18 protein-coding genes are annotated in these 16,665 nt (G+C 69.9%); 7 read left to right on the top strand and 11 right to left on the bottom strand.

Going from position 1 to position 16,665, the window contains the following annotated elements; translation table 11 throughout:
- A complete protein-coding gene (locus F6J84_RS05190) occupies positions 1 to 1,263 on the bottom strand; it encodes a winged helix-turn-helix domain-containing protein (protein ID WP_191905759.1) in 1,263 nt (420 codons plus the stop codon).
- Between the two features lie 57 nt (positions 1,264 to 1,320).
- Here F6J84_RS05190 and F6J84_RS05195 point away from each other — a divergent pair, with 57 nt between their 5' ends.
- The gene (locus tag F6J84_RS05195; protein WP_150971938.1) at positions 1,321 to 2,508 is read left to right on the top strand and encodes an AI-2E family transporter; all 1,188 of its coding nucleotides are present in this window, start codon (positions 1,321 to 1,323) and stop codon (positions 2,506 to 2,508) included.
- A complete protein-coding gene (gene ilvA / locus F6J84_RS05200; protein WP_150894873.1) occupies positions 2,505 to 3,731 on the top strand; it encodes a threonine ammonia-lyase in 1,227 nt (408 codons plus the stop codon). Before F6J84_RS05195 ends, ilvA begins: the two co-directional genes overlap by 4 nt.
- 24 nt (positions 3,732 to 3,755) lie before the next feature.
- On the opposite strand, the gene greA is transcribed toward ilvA, so the two are convergent.
- Complete coding sequence (gene greA / locus F6J84_RS05205; protein ID WP_150894871.1) at positions 3,756 to 4,247, bottom strand: transcription elongation factor GreA; 492 nt, start codon at positions 4,245 to 4,247, stop codon at positions 3,756 to 3,758.
- A 92-nt stretch (positions 4,248 to 4,339) separates the two neighbouring features.
- Positions 4,340 to 4,735, bottom strand: a complete 396-nt coding sequence (locus F6J84_RS05210) for a DUF4307 domain-containing protein (protein WP_150894869.1) — start codon at positions 4,733 to 4,735, stop codon at positions 4,340 to 4,342.
- Positions 4,736 to 4,804: 69 nt separating this feature from the next.
- Between F6J84_RS05210 and F6J84_RS05215 the strand changes: the two genes are divergently transcribed.
- Positions 4,805 to 5,104 (top strand): hypothetical protein, encoded by a 300-nt coding sequence (locus F6J84_RS05215; RefSeq protein ID WP_150971941.1) that lies wholly within the window; start codon positions 4,805 to 4,807, stop codon positions 5,102 to 5,104.
- A 1-nt stretch (position 5,105) separates the two neighbouring features.
- Here the strand turns inward: F6J84_RS05215 and trhA are convergent, their stop codons facing one another.
- Entirely contained in the window at positions 5,106 to 5,822 is a 717-nt protein-coding gene (gene trhA / locus F6J84_RS05220) for a PAQR family membrane homeostasis protein TrhA (protein WP_150971943.1), read from the bottom strand.
- 103 nt (positions 5,823 to 5,925) lie between these two features.
- Here trhA and F6J84_RS05225 point away from each other — a divergent pair, with 103 nt between their 5' ends.
- Together F6J84_RS05225 and F6J84_RS05230 are read left to right on the top strand one after the other, a co-directional pair.
- Entirely contained in the window at positions 5,926 to 6,711 is a 786-nt protein-coding gene (locus tag F6J84_RS05225) for an isoprenyl transferase (protein WP_150971945.1), read from the top strand.
- A gap of 190 nt (positions 6,712 to 6,901) precedes the next feature.
- Positions 6,902 to 8,257 (top strand): PhoH family protein, encoded by a 1,356-nt coding sequence (locus F6J84_RS05230; protein WP_150894863.1) that lies wholly within the window; start codon positions 6,902 to 6,904, stop codon positions 8,255 to 8,257.
- Positions 8,258 to 8,545: 288 nt separating this feature from the next.
- On the opposite strand, the gene F6J84_RS05235 is transcribed toward F6J84_RS05230, so the two are convergent.
- Genes F6J84_RS05235 through xseA form a run of 7 tightly spaced genes read right to left on the bottom strand, consistent with a single transcriptional unit; the run spans position 8,546 to position 14,961 of the window.
- On the bottom strand, positions 8,546 to 9,202 hold the full coding sequence (locus tag F6J84_RS05235) for a response regulator transcription factor (protein WP_150894861.1): 657 nt from the start codon (positions 9,200 to 9,202) through the stop codon (positions 8,546 to 8,548).
- Positions 9,199 to 10,659: a sensor histidine kinase gene (locus F6J84_RS05240; protein ID WP_191905760.1), complete on the bottom strand. Its 1,461-nt coding sequence runs from the start codon at positions 10,657 to 10,659 to the stop codon at positions 9,199 to 9,201. The genes F6J84_RS05235 and F6J84_RS05240 overlap by 4 nt, the downstream gene beginning before the upstream one ends.
- Positions 10,660 to 10,699: 40 nt before the next feature.
- Positions 10,700 to 12,094: a class II fumarate hydratase gene (locus F6J84_RS05245; RefSeq protein ID WP_150971947.1), complete on the bottom strand. Its 1,395-nt coding sequence runs from the start codon at positions 12,092 to 12,094 to the stop codon at positions 10,700 to 10,702.
- A gap of 36 nt (positions 12,095 to 12,130) precedes the next feature.
- On the bottom strand, positions 12,131 to 12,739 hold the full coding sequence (locus F6J84_RS05250; RefSeq protein ID WP_150974698.1) for a carbonic anhydrase: 609 nt from the start codon (positions 12,737 to 12,739) through the stop codon (positions 12,131 to 12,133).
- A gap of 38 nt (positions 12,740 to 12,777) precedes the next feature.
- Positions 12,778 to 13,419 carry a DUF4245 family protein gene (locus F6J84_RS05255; RefSeq protein ID WP_150971949.1) on the bottom strand — a complete coding sequence of 214 codons (642 nt, stop codon included), beginning with the start codon at positions 13,417 to 13,419 and terminating at the stop codon, positions 12,778 to 12,780.
- The gene (locus tag F6J84_RS05260) at positions 13,419 to 13,649 is read right to left on the bottom strand and encodes an exodeoxyribonuclease VII small subunit (protein ID WP_396652360.1); all 231 of its coding nucleotides are present in this window, start codon (positions 13,647 to 13,649) and stop codon (positions 13,419 to 13,421) included. The genes F6J84_RS05255 and F6J84_RS05260 overlap by 1 nt, the downstream gene beginning before the upstream one ends.
- 10 nt (positions 13,650 to 13,659) lie before the next feature.
- A complete protein-coding gene (gene xseA, locus F6J84_RS05265) occupies positions 13,660 to 14,961 on the bottom strand; it encodes an exodeoxyribonuclease VII large subunit (protein WP_150971952.1) in 1,302 nt (433 codons plus the stop codon).
- A 132-nt stretch (positions 14,962 to 15,093) separates the two neighbouring features.
- Between xseA and F6J84_RS05270 the strand changes: the two genes are divergently transcribed.
- Positions 15,094 to 16,083 carry a 4-hydroxy-3-methylbut-2-enyl diphosphate reductase gene (locus tag F6J84_RS05270; RefSeq protein WP_150974699.1) on the top strand — a complete coding sequence of 330 codons (990 nt, stop codon included), beginning with the start codon at positions 15,094 to 15,096 and terminating at the stop codon, positions 16,081 to 16,083.
- Positions 16,080 to 16,664, top strand: coding sequence for a DUF6264 family protein (locus F6J84_RS05275; protein ID WP_150971953.1), 585 nt, complete (start codon positions 16,080 to 16,082; stop codon positions 16,662 to 16,664). The genes F6J84_RS05270 and F6J84_RS05275 overlap by 4 nt, the downstream gene beginning before the upstream one ends.
- The last annotated feature ends 1 nt before the right edge of the window (position 16,665 follow it).

Here is a 16,665-nt window from a genome sequence, read left to right on the forward strand (position 1 = left end):
CTAGAGCACCGCGTCGTCGGTCGTAGCCACCGGTTCGGCGCTGGAGCGGTGCCGGGCCGCACCCAGTTCCGCGGCGATCCCATCCGTCGCGTCGCCCCAGCGCGACACCGTGACATCCGCCAGTCCCTGCCACTCTGCCGCGCGCCGGAGGAGGGCCGCGACGGATGCGGGGGCGCCCACCGGGCGGCCTTCCTCCCACCAGGCGGACTGCACCCGCAAGACCGATCCGGCACGGTCCGCCTTCAGATCGACGCGGCCCACCACGTCGTCGCCCAGCAGGACGGGCAGCGAGTAGTACCCGAACCGTCGTTGCGCGGCGGGGGTGTAGATCTCGATGCGGTACGCGAAGTCGAACAGCCGCTCCGCCCGGTCGCGGAACCACACCACCGGGTCGAACGGCGTCAGCAGCGCCTGGACGTCCACCGCACGCGGGACGACCGCGTCGCGGTGCAGCCAGGCGGGGATCGGCCGGCCGCCGCGCTCCCAGCCTTCGACGCGGACGGGCACCAGCACGCCCTCGTCCTCGAGCTCGCGCACGACCCGGGCGACCGTCCGCTGCTCCCGCAACCGCCAGTAGTCGTCGAGGTCCGCCAGAGTGGCGACCCCGTACGCGCGGGCCGCCTTGGTCACGAGGCGGCGCACCGCCTCGTCCTTCGGGAGCGCGCGACCCAGCACGTGGGACGGCAGGACGTGCTCGCTCAGCCCGTACACCCGCTCGAACCCGCGGCGCCCGGCGATCGCGACGTCCCCGGTGAACCAGAGGTACTCCAGCGCGCGCTTGACCCCGCTCCAATCCCACCACGGCCCCCGTTGCGCCTTCGCGGCGTCGTCCTCGATCTGGGCGGGGCGCAGGGGCCCGCGATCCCGCAGTTCCGCACGGACCCACTCGACCGTGGGGCGGTCGACCCCGAACCAGCCGGTGCGTTCGTGCCGGTCCCGGTTCGCCCGCATCCGGAAATCGAACAGTGGCCAGTCCTCCACCGGGATGAACGACGCCTGGTGCGCCCAGAACTCCACGAAAGGGGCGTGGGGTGCGAACAGCAGGCGGTCCAGCCGTGCCGTGTCGTAGTCGCCCAGCCGCGAGAACAGCGGCAGGTAGTGCGATCTGGCGAACACGTTGACCGAGTCGATCTGCAGCGTGCCCATGCGGCGGATCTCGTGCGCCATCCGCCGCGAGGACGGTGCCCCCGCGGTCGCCGGACCGAATCCCTGCGCCCGCAGCGCCACCCTGCGCGCCTCGGCACGGCTCAATCGTTCTCGCACCGCGCCAGCGTAACGGCGACGTCGGACACCGGTCGCAGCGCGCCTTAGACTGACGGAATGAGCGAATCCGACGAGAAGCCTCGCGGTTCGTTCCTCGACGCCCTGCGGAATCGGACCATCTCCACGGAGATCGCCGGGACCCTGCCCCGAGGGCTGCGCACGGCCACGGCGTACGCCTGGCGCTTCCTGGTCATCGCCGCGGCGGTAGGGGTCGCCATCTGGATCGTCATCCAGCTGAAGATCCTCGTCATCCCGCTGCTGGTCGCCATCCTCATCACGGCGCTGGTGTGGCCGGCGTTCACCTGGATGCTGCGCCACCGGGTCCCGCGCTGGCTCGCGATCGTCGTCTCCGTGCTGGGGACGATCGCCATCATCACGGGCCTGGTCTGGCTCGCGATCTGGCAGATCACGCGTCAGTGGCAGTCGGTCCAGGACCGCACGGTGGAGGCGGTCGTACAGTTCCGCGACTATCTCATCGAGGGGCCGCTGCACCTCACCGGCGAACAGATCGACGACCTGCTCGGTCAGGGGTTCGAGCTGGCCCGACAGCAGGCGGAGCTGCTCCTGTCCGGCGCGCTCGCGCTCGGCTCGACCGTCGGCCACGTCGCCACCGGCGCGCTCCTCACCCTCTTCATCCTGCTGTGCGTCCTCGCGGACGGCGGCGGCATCTGGCGCTGGACGACCCGGCTGTTCCCCGCAGCGGCGCGCCCCGCGGTCGACGGCGCCGCCCGTGCCGGCTGGGTCACCGTCATCAACTACGCGCGCACCCAGCTGCTCGTCGCCACGATCGACGCGATCGGCATCGGCCTGGGGGCGTTCCTGCTCGGCGTGCCGCTGGCCATCCCGATCGGCGTGCTGGTCTTCCTGGGGGCGTTCATCCCGTTCGTCGGCGCGGTGCTCACCGGTGCGGTCGCGGTGTTCCTCGCGCTCGTCTACAACGGCCCCTGGATCGCCTTCTGGATGCTGATCGTCGTGCTGGCCGTGCAGCAGATCGAGGGGCACATCCTGCAGCCGCTGCTCATGGGTTCCGCCGTGAAGGTGCACCCGCTCGCCGTCGTCCTCGTGGTCGCCGGGGGAGCGGTGATCGCCGGTATCCCCGGGGCGCTGTTCGCCGTGCCGCTCGCCGCGTTCGTGAACGTCGTGGCGGTCTACCTGTCGCGACGCGCCTGGGAGACCGGGCGAAGACCCGAGCCGGGCGATCTCATCTGGAGTACTGTCCCCCGACCGAGGAGGAACCGGGCGTGAACCTGCCCACGCTGGCCGAATTCGAGGATGCCGCGCATACTCTGACCGGCCTCATCACCCGCACGCCCATCGACGAATCCCACGTGCTCAGCGAGAAGCTCGGCGTTCCGGTGATGCTGAAGATGGAGAACCTGCAGCGCACCGGGTCGTTCAAGATCCGCGGCGCCGCGTACCGGCTCTCCCGTCTGACGGCCGAGGAGCGTGCGCGCGGCGTGGTCGCGGCATCCGCCGGCAACCACGCGCAGGGGGTCGCCCTGGCCGCGCAGCGCCTCGGCATCCCGGCGACGATCTTCATGCCGCTCGGGGTGCCGGTGCCGAAACTCCTGGCGACCCGCGGCTACGGCGCCGAGGTGATCCTGGAGGGCGCGACGGTCGAGACCCCGCTTCGGCTCGCCGCGGAGTACGCCGAGCGTACCGGCGCGGTACTGATCCACCCCTTCGACCACCGCGACATCATCGTCGGACAGGGGACGCTCGGTCTGGAACTGTTCGACGACGTACCCGATCTCGAGACCGTGATCGTGGGAATCGGGGGCGGGGGTCTCATGGCGGGCGTCGCCGCGTCGATCAAGGCGCGCGCCGCCGCGGTCGGGCGCACGGTGCGGATCATCGGGGTGCAGGCCGCGAACTCCGCCGCGTACCCGAGTTCCCTCGCCGCCGGCTTCCCGATGGAGGTCGCGACGACGCCCACGATCGCCGACGGCATCGCGGTGGCGCGGCCGGGCGACCTGCCGTTCGAGATCATCAACGAGCTCGTCGACGAGGTCGTGACCGTGTCCGACGACGACATCGCCCGAGCCATCCTGATGCTGCTCGAGCGGGCGAAGCTCGTGGTGGAACCGGCCGGGGCGGTCGGCGTCGCAGCCATCCTCACCGGTCAGGTGAAGGCCTCAGGGCCGACGGTCACGGTGCTCTCCGGGGGTAACATCGACCCGCTGCTCCTGCAGCGCGTCGTCGCCCACGGGCTCTCCGCGTCCGGCCGCTTCATGAACCTGAAGATCCCGCTGCCCGACCGTCCCGGACAGCTCGCCCGGGTGTCCGAGCTGCTCGCGCAGGTGGGGGCGAACGTCATCGAGGTGCTGCACACCCGTCACGGTCAGGGACTGCAGATCAGCGAGGTGATCCTGCAACTGAGCGTCGAGACCCGCGGCGAGGAGCATCGTGCGGAGGTCATGCAGGTGCTGTCCGCCGCCGGGTTCACCCCGACCGTCGTCCGAGACTGACGGCGGGGCGACCCGGCTCGGTGGTCACTGTCCGGTGTAGGTGTCGACCTTGACGACCTCGACCGCGATCTCGCGGCCGTTCGGAGCGGTGTAGGAGGTCTTCTCGCCCTCCTTGAGGCCGAGGATGGCCGACCCGAGCGGGGACGCCTCGCTGTACACGTCGATGTCGCTGCCCACCGCGATCTCGCGGTTGCCGAGCAGGAAGACCTCTTCGCCCCCGGCGACGATCGCGGTCACGACGGTGCCCGATTCGACGACGCCGGTGGACGTGGGGGCCTCGCCGACCTTCGCGGTCTTCAGCATCGCCTGCAGGGTGCGGATGCGCGCCTCCTGCTTGCCCTGCTCGTCCTTGGCTGCGTGGTAGCCGCCGTTCTCCTTGAGGTCGCCCTCTTCGCGGGCGGCCTCGATGCGCTTGGCGATCTCCTCGCGACCCGTGGTCGACAGGTGCTCCAGTTCGGCCACGAGCCGGTCGTATGCTTCCTGCGTCAGGAAGCTCACCGATGCGTCAGTGGACATGGGTGTCTCCTTCATCCGGGGCGTGGGGGTACCCGCGCGCCAAAGCCAAGACGCCCCGGCAGTTCGCCAGGGCGTCATCTCGTGCGGACAGACTACGGCACCCAGCAGGTGTTGACAAAACCTGTCGTGGCGGGCGCGGTGACCGGGATCGTCTCCCGGAACGCCCGCGTGTGGGCGTCCCCCGCCGGGTATTCGACGACCCGCCAGCCGACGATGCCGTGTTCCTCGTCCTGTGCTTCCAGGGCGCAGGCCAGGGGCTCGCCGGTCGGAGCCGAGACCTGGAACGACACGGACACGGTGTGCTCGTCGACCAACTCGTACGCCGTGGTGTCGACGCTGACGGTGTTGGCGGGGATAGCGAAGGCGTACCAGGCGGCGACGCCGACCGCGGCCGCGATGGCGATGGTGGCCACGACCGTCCAGAACCGGGTGCCCCGCACACGGGTGGAACGGCCGTATCGGTCATCGAGAATCTGCTGGGTCGTCATCACGTCTCTGATCGGGAATTAGGCTGGTACTTCCAGGCTATGCGCTCTCGCGCGGGACAGGGGACACGGATGCAGTACGGGTGGTGGCTTCTGGCCGCGAGCACGACGCCGACACCGGTGGAGGGCACGGTGGACCCGAACCTCGTGACGCCCGGCCCCTGGGGTTTCGCGGTGATCGCCCTCGTCGGCGTGGCCGTCGCGCTCCTGGTCTGGGACATGCTGCGCCGCATCCGCCGGGGACGCTACCGCGCCGAGGTGCGCGAGATGCTCGACGCGGAGGAGCTCTCCGCCGAGCAGGGCGCTGCCGCGACCCGCGACTCGGACACGGACGACCAGGACATCGATCCCGCGGACGATCCCCGACGCTGAGTCAGCCGTTGTAGGCCGGGTGCAGGCAGATGAGCAGGCACGCGGCCCAGTGGCAGAGGAACGCGAGCACGGTGCACACGTGGAAGATCTCGTGGAACCCGAACACGCCCGGCCAGGGGTTCGGCCGCTTCATCGCGTACACGATGGCCCCGCCGGTGTAGAGCAGGCCTCCGACGATGACGAGGAACATCATCGCCACATTCGCCGCGAGCAGGTCACCGATGTACATCACAGCCGCCCAGCCCAAGGCGAGGTAGAGCGCGACGTACAGCCACCGGGGTGCGTTGATCCAGAACACGCGGAACAGGATGCCGACCAGCGCCCCGCCCCAGACGAGCGAGAGCAGGAGCACGGATTTCGACGGCGGCAGAGCGAGCACCGCGAGCGGGGTGTAGGTGCCCGCGATCAGCAGCATGATGTTGGCGTGGTCGATGCGCTTGAGCACCGCCAGCGTACGCGGGCCCCAGTCGAAGCGGTGGTAGAGCGCCGAGTTGCCGAAGAGCAGGAGAGACGTCGTCATGAACACGGCCGCTGCCCATTTGGCGGCGGTACCGTCCGCCACGCCGATGAGGACCACCCCGGCCACGATGGCGACCGGGAAGGTCCCGGCGTGGATCCAGCCGCGCCAGGTGGGTTTGATATCGACGTGCGCGTCGTCGGTCGCTTCTTGCAGCAGGGGGAGTGAGGGAACGTCCTCGTCGCGTGAGCGGGCTGCCATACGTCCAGCGTAGGGCGGGAGGCATGCCCCAGGCTGCACATATTCCGGACTGTGGACATGATCCGGAGCATGAGCGAAGTCATCGGCGGAGTAGCGTAGGGGGGTGACCAGCGGACGTGCGAGTGAGGGCCTGGGCCCCCTCTACCGGCTGTACAGCAATCGGCTGCGTCGCCGCATCCCCGCCGAGAACGTCCCCGGGCACGTCGCGATGATGATCGACGGGAACCGCCGCTGGGCCCGGCAGCTCGGGTACGACACGGCCGCGCACGGTCACCGCGCCGGCGCGGCGAAGATGCGCGAGTTCCTGCGCTGGTGCGACGACCTGGGTGTGCGGGTCGTGTCGCTGTACCTGCTGTCCACCGACAACCTCAGCAAGCGCGACTCGCAGGAGCTCGCCGACCTCATCCAGATCATCGCCGAACTCGCCGACGAGCTCTCGCACGAACGCGACTGGCGCGTCCAGCACGTCGGGCGGGCGGACCTCCTACCGGCGGATCTGGCGCGGGTGCTGGCGGACACGGATGCCCGGACCGCCGGGCACACGGGCATGCACGTGAACCTCGCCGTCGGCTACGGCGGCCGCAGCGAGATCGTCGATGCGGTGCGCAGCATCATCACGCAGCACGACGAGCGCGGCGGATCCCTGGAGGAGCTCGCCGCCAGCCTCACCCCCGAGCAGATCGGTGAGCATCTGTACACCGGCGGGCTGCCCGACCCCGATCTCGTGATCCGGACCTCGGGGGAGCAGCGGCTGAGCGACTTCCTGCTGTGGCAGTCGGCGCACAGCGAGTTCTACTTCGTCGAGGCGCTCGGACCCGACCTGCGCGAGGTCGACTTCCTCCGCGCCATCCGCGATTACGCATCGCGGGACCGCCGCTTCGGCGGCTGAGTGCGCCGGACGCCACCGTTCACGGGTTGTTAACACGACACGCCCGACCGCAAGGTGGCGTGGCGCGCCCGCCGCGTCGTACGTTCATCACATCGGGCACGGCGCCCGGTCGGGTCGGCCTCAGGAAGCGACTCGCAACCCACGGTCGACGCGAGTGACACCGGGTGAGAGCCCGGGGTGGGAGCGGGTTGTGACCACACGAGCACCACAGCAGCGGCAGCGGGCGGACGTCCTCGAGAGCGCAGATCAGGAGACTGACCTGCGCTCTTATGTTTTGGACACGTCGGTGCTGCTGAGCGATCCCCGGGCGTTCTTCCGTTTCGCGGAGCACTCCGTAGTGATCCCGGTCGTCGTCATCACAGAACTCGAGGCGAAGCGTCACGACCCCGAACTCGGCTACTTCGCACGGCAGGCGCTGCGTCACCTGGACGAGTTGCGCGTCGAGTACGGCCGGCTGGATTTCCCCGTCCCCGTCGGGGAGGGCGGGACTCTCCGGGTGGAGCTCACCAACACCGATCCCAGCGTGCTGCCGATCGGGATGCGGCTCGGCGACAACGACACCCGCATCCTCGCGGTCGCGATGCACCTGATGCGGGAGGGGCACGCCGTCACGGTGGTCTCGAAGGACCTGCCGATGCGGGTGAAGGCCGCGTCCCTGGGCATCGTTGCCGAGGAGTACCTCGCCGAGCAGGCCGCGGACTCGAGCTGGACCGGCATCGCGAACGTGGATCTGTCCGGCGACGAGATCAGCGACCTGTACGAGAGCGAGGTGGCCATCAGCCCGGACGTCGTGGGACTGCCCGTGAACACGGGGCTGATCATCCACTCGGAACGCGGCTCCGCCCTCGGCCGGATCACCGGTGAAGGTCAGTTCCGGCTCGTCCGCGGCGACCGCGAGGTGTTCGGACTGCACGGGCGCTCGGCTGAGCAGCGTATCGCCATCGACCTGCTGCTCGATCCCGAGGTGGGCATCGTGTCCTTGGGTGGGCGGGCGGGCACGGGTAAGTCCGCGCTGGCCCTGTGCGCGGGTCTGGAGGCGGTGCTGGAGCGGCAGCAGCAGCGGAAGATCATCGTGTTCCGCCCGTTGTTCGCGGTAGGCGGGCAGGAGCTCGGGTATCTGCCGGGGGACGCGCAGGAGAAGATGAGTCCCTGGGGCCAGGCGGTGTTCGACACGCTGGGCTCGGTGGTCAGCGGGAACGTCCTGGAGGAGGTCCTGGAGCGGGGACTGCTCGAGGTACTGCCGTTGACCCACATCCGGGGCCGATCGCTGCACGACGCCTTCGTGATCGTGGACGAGGCGCAGTCCCTCGAGCGGAACGTCCTGCTGACCGTGCTCAGCCGGATCGGTCAGAACTCGCGGGTCGTCCTCACCCACGACGTGGCTCAGCGCGACAACCTGCGGGTCGGTCGCCACGACGGTATCGCCTCCGTCATCGAGACGCTGCGCGGGCACGGGTTGTTCGGGCACGTCACGCTGACCCGCTCGGAGCGGTCGGCGATCGCCGCGCTGGTCACGGATCTGCTGGAGGCCGCGGAACTGTCCTGAGGGGACCCCGGTGAGTGCATGAGAAATCTCTCACGAGTCGTTCCTTGCGCTCTCGCCGGGTCCCGGCAGGATGGTCGTACGAGCGACGGGACATGTCGCTCGTCCGCCTGTCCGATTCCCCCAGATCGACACGGGCGTTGAAGAGAGAAAACGTCTCGCCATTCCCCCCGGTATGCGAGGACGGTCACGAGTTCGGGTCTCGTGATTCTCTGCAGCCCCCGGCGTCCCCCAGCGCCGGGGGCTTCTTCGTCCGCACGGATGGTCTCGGACGCGGGCGAACGCGCCTGGTCACTCCCAGCGGTAGCCGGCTCCGCGGACGGTCGAGATGCGATCGGCGCCGAACTTTGCCCGCAGGTAGCGCACGTACACGTCGACGACGTTCGAACCCGGGTCGAAGTCGAGGCCCCAGACGCGGCTGAGGAGCTGCTCGCGGCTGAGCACCTGGCCCGGGTGGCGCAGGAACTGCTCGGCGAGGGCGAACTCCCGGGCGGAGAGGTCGACTTCCCGGCCGGCGACGGTCGCCCGCCGGGAGAGCACGTCGAGGGTGACGTCCCGGTGCACGATGGCGATACTGCCCGCCGTGGTGTTCTCACGCAGCCGGGAACGCACCCGGGCCAGCAGCTCGTCGAATTTGAAGGGCTTGGGCACGTAGTCGTTCGCGCCCGCGTTCAGCCCGTCGACGGTGTCCCGCGTGCTGCTGCGGGCGGTGAGCATGATGACCGGCAGGGTGGAACCCTGCCCGCGCAGGTTCCGGAGCACCTCGAAGCCGTCGAGGCCGGGCAGACCGACATCGAGCAGCAGGAGATCGACGTCCCCGGCGAGGGCACGCTCCAGGGCGACCCCGCCGTCCTCGACGACCTCCGCCGAGAATCCCGCGGACTCCAGGCCCCGCCGCACGAAGGACGAGATCCGGGGTTCGTCCTCCGCGATCAGGATGAGTGTCATGTGGTGGCCTCTCGCTGGAGCACGACGTCGCCGGCGCGCACGGGGGTGGGGACGGCGGGGGCCGGATACTGCCCCGCCGGTACGTGGATCGTGAAGGTGGCACCGCCGCCGGGGGTGTCCGTGACGTCGCAGGACCCTTCGTGCGCATGCGCGATCGCCTCGACGATTGCGAGGCCGAGACCGGAGCCGCCGATGCTGCGGCTCGTGTCCACCCGGGCGAAGCGCTGGAAGATGCGTCGGCGCGACGCGGGCGGGATGCCGGCGCCGTGATCGCGCACCCACAGCCGCACCTCGTTCCCGTCCAGCTCGCTGCCGATCTCCACAGGTGAGCCCGCCGGCGTGTACTTCGCGGCGTTCTCCGCGAGCTGGAGCCAGGCCTGCGTGAGCCGATCGGCGTCGCCGATGAACACGCCGCGGGCGCGATGCACGATCGAGAAGGGATGGCCGGGCAGACCCGCGGTGAGCTCGCCGACGCGTTCGGTCAGCAGGCCCACGTCGATCGGTCGCATCTCGAACTGGTCGCCCTGGGCGGAGGAGAGGAGGTCGATGTCGTCCACCAGGCGGGTGAGCCGGTCGAGTTCCGAGATCCCCATCTCGCGGATGCCGGTGACATCCGCGGGATCCTCGACGTCCATCATCTCCAGGTGTCCGCGGATGATGGTGATGGGCGTCTTGAGTTCGTGCCGGATGTCGTCCAGCAACTGCCGCTGGCTGCTGACGGAGGTCTCCAAGCGGTCGAGCATGGAGTTCATCGTCCGGGACAGATCGGCGATCTCGTGGTCGCCCTCTTCCGGTACCCGGGTGCCCAGGTCGTCGAAGGAGACCGCGTCCGCGGCCTCGCGCAGCTGGCGCAGCGGCGAGAGGAGCCGTCCGGTGAGGAACCAGCTCGCGAAACCGAGTGCCGCCATCACCGCGACGGCGGACAGCACATAGGTCGTGATCGCGGCGGCGACGGGGGTGAGTTCGACGTCCAGGTCGACGGCGCGCAGATACACCCCTTCGGCGGGATCCCCGGGTACCCGGAGGCCCTGTGCGATGTAGCGGACGTCGCCGGTGTCCGTCGGAACAGTCCCGAGGACCGGTCCGCTGCCCGACGACCTCGCGAGGGAGGCGAGCGCTGCGGAGACCAGTGCCGGGTCGTCGATGTCGACGAACTGGTTGCCGGCGTCAGGGTGCACGACGGGGGCGCCGTCGACGAGTCCGACGACGCCCTCGTTCTGTGCGCCGAGGTATCCGGAGACGATCAGGTCGAGGTAGGCCTCGACCGACTCCGCATCCGCAAGGGGGCGCAACGACTCGACCTTGGAGTGCAGGCGATCGTCGACCGCGTCGATGGAGCGGGCGTACTGGATCGAGAAGGTGATGGCGCCCGCGATGATCAGCCCGGCGCACGCCACAAGGAGGATCGCCCCCAGTGTCTTGACGCGCGCCGAGAGCATTCTCGGCGTTTGCTTCACCCTCCGATTATCGCCTGATCGGGCCCGTTTGCCGTACGGCTCAGCCCGGGTGGGTCATCGACAGCAGGTCCAGCTTCTCGTCCAGCTGCTCCACCGTCAGCTCTCCGCGCTCGATGTAGCCCATCTCGACGACGGACTCGCGGATCGTCTTACCGTTCGCGACCGAGTACTTCGCGATCTTGGCGGCCGCCTCGTAGCCGATCAGCTTGTTCAGCGGGGTGACGATGGACGGCGACATGCCCGCGTAGGCGGCGGCACGTTCGAGGTTCGCCTCGAGGCCGGAGATGGTCTTGTCGGCGAGGACGCGCACCGTGTTGGCCAGCAGCCGGATCGACTCGAGCAGGGCGGTGCCCATGACCGGGATGGCGACGTTCAGTTCGAACGAACCGGAAGCGCCGGCCCAGGCGATCGTCGCGTCGTTCCCGATGACGCGCGCACAGACCATCAGCGTCGCCTCCGGGACGACAGGGTTGACCTTGCCGGGCATGATCGACGAGCCCGGCTGCAGGTCCGGGATGTGCAGTTCGCCGAGCCCGGTGTTGGGTCCCGACCCCATCCAGCGCAGGTCGTTGTTGATCTTCGTGAGCGAGACGGCGATGGTGCGCAGAGCGCCGGAGGTCTCCACGAGGGCGTCCCGGTTGGCCTGGGCCTCGAAGTGGTCCTTCGCCTCGGTGATGGGCAGCTCCGTCTCGGCGACGATGAGTTCGAGCACCTTCTGCGGGAAACCGATCGGGGTGTTGATACCGGTGCCCACGGCCGTGCCGCCCAGCGGGACCTCCGCGACGTGCGGGATGACGGCCTGTACGCGCTCGATGCCGAGGCGGATCTGCCGGGCGTATCCGCCGAACTCCTGGCCGAGTGTGACCGGGGTGGCGTCCATCAGGTGGGTGCGTCCGGACTTGACCGCGTCCTTCCAGAGGACGGCCTTCTCCTCGAGCGCGACGGCGAGGTGATCGAGCGCCGGGATGAGATCGTCGATGAGCTCCTGCGTCACGGCGATGTGCACGGAGGTGGGGAACACGTCGTTCGACGACTGCGAGGCGTTGACGTGGTCGTTGGGGTGGACCGTGTCGCCGAGGGCGGTCGTGGCGAGGGTGGCGAGCACCTCGTTCATGTTCATGTTCGAGGACGTGCCGCTGCCGGTCTGGTACACGTCGATGGGGAACTGATCGGCGTGCTCGCCGGCGATGATCTTGTCGGCCGCGCCGGCGATCGCGTCGGCGATGCGGCCCTCGAGGGTGCCGAGCGCCTTGTTCGCGAGCGCCGCCGCCTTCTTGATGCGCGCGAGCGCGACGATCTGCGCCGGGTCCAGTGAGTCGCCCGAGATCGGGAAGTTCTCGACGGCACGCTGCGTCTGTGCGCTGTAGAGCGCGGACGCGGGGACGCGCACCTCGCCCATCGTGTCGTGCTCGATGCGGTATTCGATCTCAGCCACGGGTGTCTCCTCTGACGGGTCGGCGGGTGGGGGGTGTCAGGCGTCCGCGTCGGTCGCGGCGCCCACGATGAAGTCGGGCACGGCCGTGCCCTCGGCGAGGCGGTAGTTCACGCCGACGATCGCGACGCGTCCGTCGGCGACGGCGGCGCTGATCAGCTCGGACGAATGCAGCAGCTCGTTGACCGTGTCGCGCAGATGCTCACGTCCGACGTGCTCCGCGTCCACGGTCTTCGCGTCGGTGCCCTCGGACACCTGGACGCGGCGGACGGCCGGCACGATGGGGGCGATCTGCCGCCAGATGCGCGCGGGCAGCGGAGGCGAGTCGACGTCGGTGCTGTCGATCGCGGCGCGGACCGCTCCGCATTCGTCGTGACCGAGCACGACGATGAGCGGCGTGCCGAGGACCTCGACGGCGTATTCGAGACTTCCGACCACGGAGTCCGAGATGACCTGACCGGCGTTGCGCACGACGAACAGGTCGCCGAGCCCCTCGTCGAAGATGATCTCCGCGGCGAGGCGCGAGTCCGAGCATCCGAACAGCGCAGCCCGCGGACGCTGTCCGCCGGCGAGTTCGTGCCGTCGCTCGACGTCCTGGCGGGGGTGGCGCGGAGTGCCGGAGACGAAGCGGGCGTTCCCCTCGAGCATCTCCGCCCACACGCGGCGCGGGGTCAGCGAGGTGTCGGTCACGGGGTCTCCTTCGCGCGGATGGTGATCTGGTCGGTCAGACCGGCGGCCACGGTCGCGGCCGTCTCGGCATCCGCCGTGCCGTAAATCAGGATCTGGTCGGTTCCGGCCTGGGTGCCCAGCGCATACGAGATGTTCCCCGCGCGGGCGGAGTCGCTGATGCGGTACTCGTCCCAGGTGATTCCATCGATGGTCACCGTGCCGTCGGGAACCTCTCCGGAAAGGGTGCGTGAGGCCCAGGACGGGTCGGGATCGAAGGCCTGCGACACCCGGATGAAGCTCGTGTCGTCGGGGACGTAGACCGCGGTGAACGCCTTGACGCTGTCGCCCTCCATCTTCGCGGCGTTGACCCGCCAGTCGTCGGGGACGTCGGGGGAGATCACGGTGCGGCCATAGACCTCGCCGAGTCCGGCGGCCACCTCGGCCACGTCGATGTCGGGGGGCGTGGCGACGTCTCCGCGGGGAACGCCCAGGACGACCACCGCGACGACGGCGAGGGTGACCAGCAGCGCGGCGATCAGGTTCCGGAAGGTCTGGCTGGAGCGATAGATGCGCGAGGACTCCGCCTTGCGGCTGGCGGTCTCGCTGGGCGTCTCGGGGCGCCCGAGCTCAGCCACGACGCGCGGGGCACGGTTCGCCATCAGGCGTCGCCCTCCACCGCGCTGCGGGCGGCGTCGAGGCGCCGTTTGGCCCCGAGCAGCCACTCCTCGCAGCGGGCGGCGAGGGCTTCCCCACGCTCCCAGAGAGCGAGGGAGTGTTCAAGCGTGGGCGAGCCTTGCTCGAGCTCCGCGACGACGGTCACGAGCTCGTCGCGGGCCTGTTCGAAGGACAGGGAGGCCACGTCGGCGGTGTTCTCCTGCGGCGCGGACATGGCTTCCATTCTAGGCGGGCTCCGACGCGTCGCCGGACGTCGCCTCGGACACCTCGCCGGCGGAACGGGCACCGAAGGAGCCGCGGCCCACGCTGACGACGACCTCCGTCCCGTCGGGGGCCTGGGCGGCATCCCGGATGATCAGGCCACCCGACAGATGCGCGATCGCGTAACCGCGGGCGAGCGTCGCCCCGGGGGAGAGGGCGCGCAGGGAGGCGCGCAGCTCGGCGGTCTCGCGGGAGGCGCGGGCGAGTCGGCGCTCGAGGGTGTCGCGGCCTCGGGCGGCGAGGAGCTCGACTTCGTGTGAGCGGCGTTCGACGGTGGATTCGGGCGTGCGGAGCACGGGCCGCGAGCGGAGCTGTTCGAGCTGGGCGATATCGTGCGACACCCGCATCGCAAGACGGGAGCCGAGCCGCGAGCGGAGCTGACGCACGAGCGCACGCTGCTCCGAGACGTCCGGGACGACACGCTTGGCGGCATCCGTGGGCGTGGATGCCCGCAGGTCGGCGACGTCGTCGAGCAGCGGGTGGTCGTTCTCGTGACCGATCGCGGAGACCACCGGGGTGGATGCGGCAGCCACCGCGCGCAGGAGGCGTTCGTCACTGAAACCCAGCAGATGCTGCGGGTCCCCGCCGCCGCGGGCGATGATGATCACGTCGACGTCCGGGTCCTCGTCGAGCGTCTTCAGCGCGGCGATCGTCTCCGGCACGCAGCGATCGCCCTGCACGGCGGCGTGCACCGTGCGGAACTCCACATGCGGCCAGCGCAGTTCGGCGTTGCGGTGCACGTCCTTCTCTGCGTCCGACCGCTCGCCCGTGATGAGCCCGATCACGTGCGGCAGGAACGGCAGGGGCTTCTTCCGCTCGGGGGAGAAGAGCCCCTCCGCGCGCAGTGCGGCACGCAACCGTTCCAGCCGTTCCAGCTGGTCGCCCAGCCCGGTGTGGCGCATCGCCGCGACCAGGACCGTGAAGTCCCCCGTCTTCACGAAGTAGTCGGACTTGACGCTCGCGATGACGCGGTCACCGATCTTGAGGTCGTCGGGGAGGCGCTGCACGGTCGAGGACCAGATGCGGAACCCGACGCTCGCGTCGGCGGTCAGGTCCTTGAGTCGCCCGTACACGTTGCCGCCGCGGACGTTCCACGAGGTGATCTCGCCCTCGACCCACACCGAGCCCCATCCGGAGACGAATGCGCGGATGGTCTCGTTGAATCGGGCGACCGATGTGGGGGCGTCCTTCGTGGCCTCCCGGGGGTGCACGGAGTCGGCGGGCGGGGCCTGTCCGGGAACGGGATCCGGTGCAAACCTCGTCATGCGTTGTTCCTCACGTGAGCCATCGGCCGGTGTCCAGGGGTACGCCCGTAGAATCGGGGGGTGACCTCCACCGCTGTGCATCTGCCCGTTCCCCGAATCCCGGGGCGCCGCGGCCGCCTCCAGGATATCCCCGTGGTCGGACACAAGAAGGTCCTGCTCGCCGCTCCCCGGGGATACTGCGCGGGGGTGGACCGTGCCGTCGTCGCGGTCGAGAAAGCTCTGGACCGCTATGGGGCACCCGTCTACGTGCGCAAGCAGATCGTGCACAACATCCACGTCGTCACCGAGCTCGAGGCCAAGGGGGCCGTCTTCGTCGACGAGGTCGATGAGGTGCCGGCCGGCGCCCACGTCGTCTTCAGCGCCCACGGGGTGTCGCCGGCCGTCGTCTCCGCCGCGGCCGACCGTGGCCTGCAGGCGATCGATGCGACCTGCCCGCTGGTCACGAAGGTGCACCGCGAGGCCGTCCGGTTCGCGCGGGACGATTTCCAGATCCTGCTGATCGGTCACCTGGGGCACGAAGAGGTGGAAGGCACCGCGGGCGAGGCGCCCGACCACGTCACGATCGTGAACTCACCCGCGGATGCCGACACCGTCGAGGTCCGCGATCCGGAGAAGGTCGTCTGGCTGTCGCAGACGACGTTGTCGGTCGACGAGACCATGGAGACGGTGCGCCGCCTGCGGCTGCGTTTCCCGCACCTGCAGGATCCGCCCTCGGACGACATCTGCTACGCCACGCAGAACCGCCAGGTCGCGATCAAGAAGGTCGCTGTCGGCGCGGATCTCGTGATCGTGGTCGGATCGGCGAACTCGTCCAACAGCGTTCGGCTCGTCGAGGTCGCGCTGGAGCACGGAGCGAAGGCGGCCTATCGGGTCGACTACGCCGACGAGGTCCGCCAGGAATGGCTCGAGGGCGTCGAGACGGTGGGCGTCACGAGCGGGGCGTCGGTTCCGGAGGTGCTCGTCCAGGAGGTCCTGGAGGCGCTCTCGGATGCCGGATACCGCGACATCGAAGAGGTCCGCACGGCCGAAGAGGATCTGATCTTCTCCCTGCCGAAGGAACTCCGCCAGGACACCGCCGACCGTCGGGGCGGTCGCTCGACGACGGATCGGAGCGGCGCATGAGTGACCCCACCGGCCAGCAGCGCCCCCGCCCGCAGTACGGCGAGTACGCGACGCCGGAGGAACAGCGCGCGCGCATCCGCCAGCCGGATCCGGCGTTCGCCGTGACGCCGGAGACGGTCCCGGCCGCCGCGGCCCCGGCATCCGTGCCGCCGACCGCGCCGGCCGGCCGCGCCAGCGCGGTGAAGGCCATGTCCGGGCCTCGCCTCGCCGACCGGATCATCACGTTCGGCCTGCTCGGTTACGGACTCTTCACGGTGCTGGGCTCCATCCCGGCGGCGACCGACTACGCCCAGTTCGCCTCGACCTTCCTCGGTGTCTTCGGGGTGGACCAGGAGCTGGCCGATCCGGCCGGCGCGCGGGGCTGGGGACTGGCCGCAGCGCTCGTCCTCGGCATCGGCTGGGTCGCCACCTTCGGCCTGTCCTGGATGAGCGTGCGCGCCCGGCGGATCAGCTTCTGGATCCCTCTCGTCGGCGGGATCGTCTTCAACATGGTGTCCTCCGTTCTGCTCGTCGTGCCGCTGATGTCGGATCCGGCCGTCTGGTCCGCGCTGCAGGACGCGCTCACCGCGCAGGTCGGCTGAT

The sequence above is a fragment of the Microbacterium caowuchunii genome (assembly GCF_008727755.1).
Taxonomy (GTDB): domain Bacteria; phylum Actinomycetota; class Actinomycetes; order Actinomycetales; family Microbacteriaceae; genus Microbacterium; species Microbacterium caowuchunii.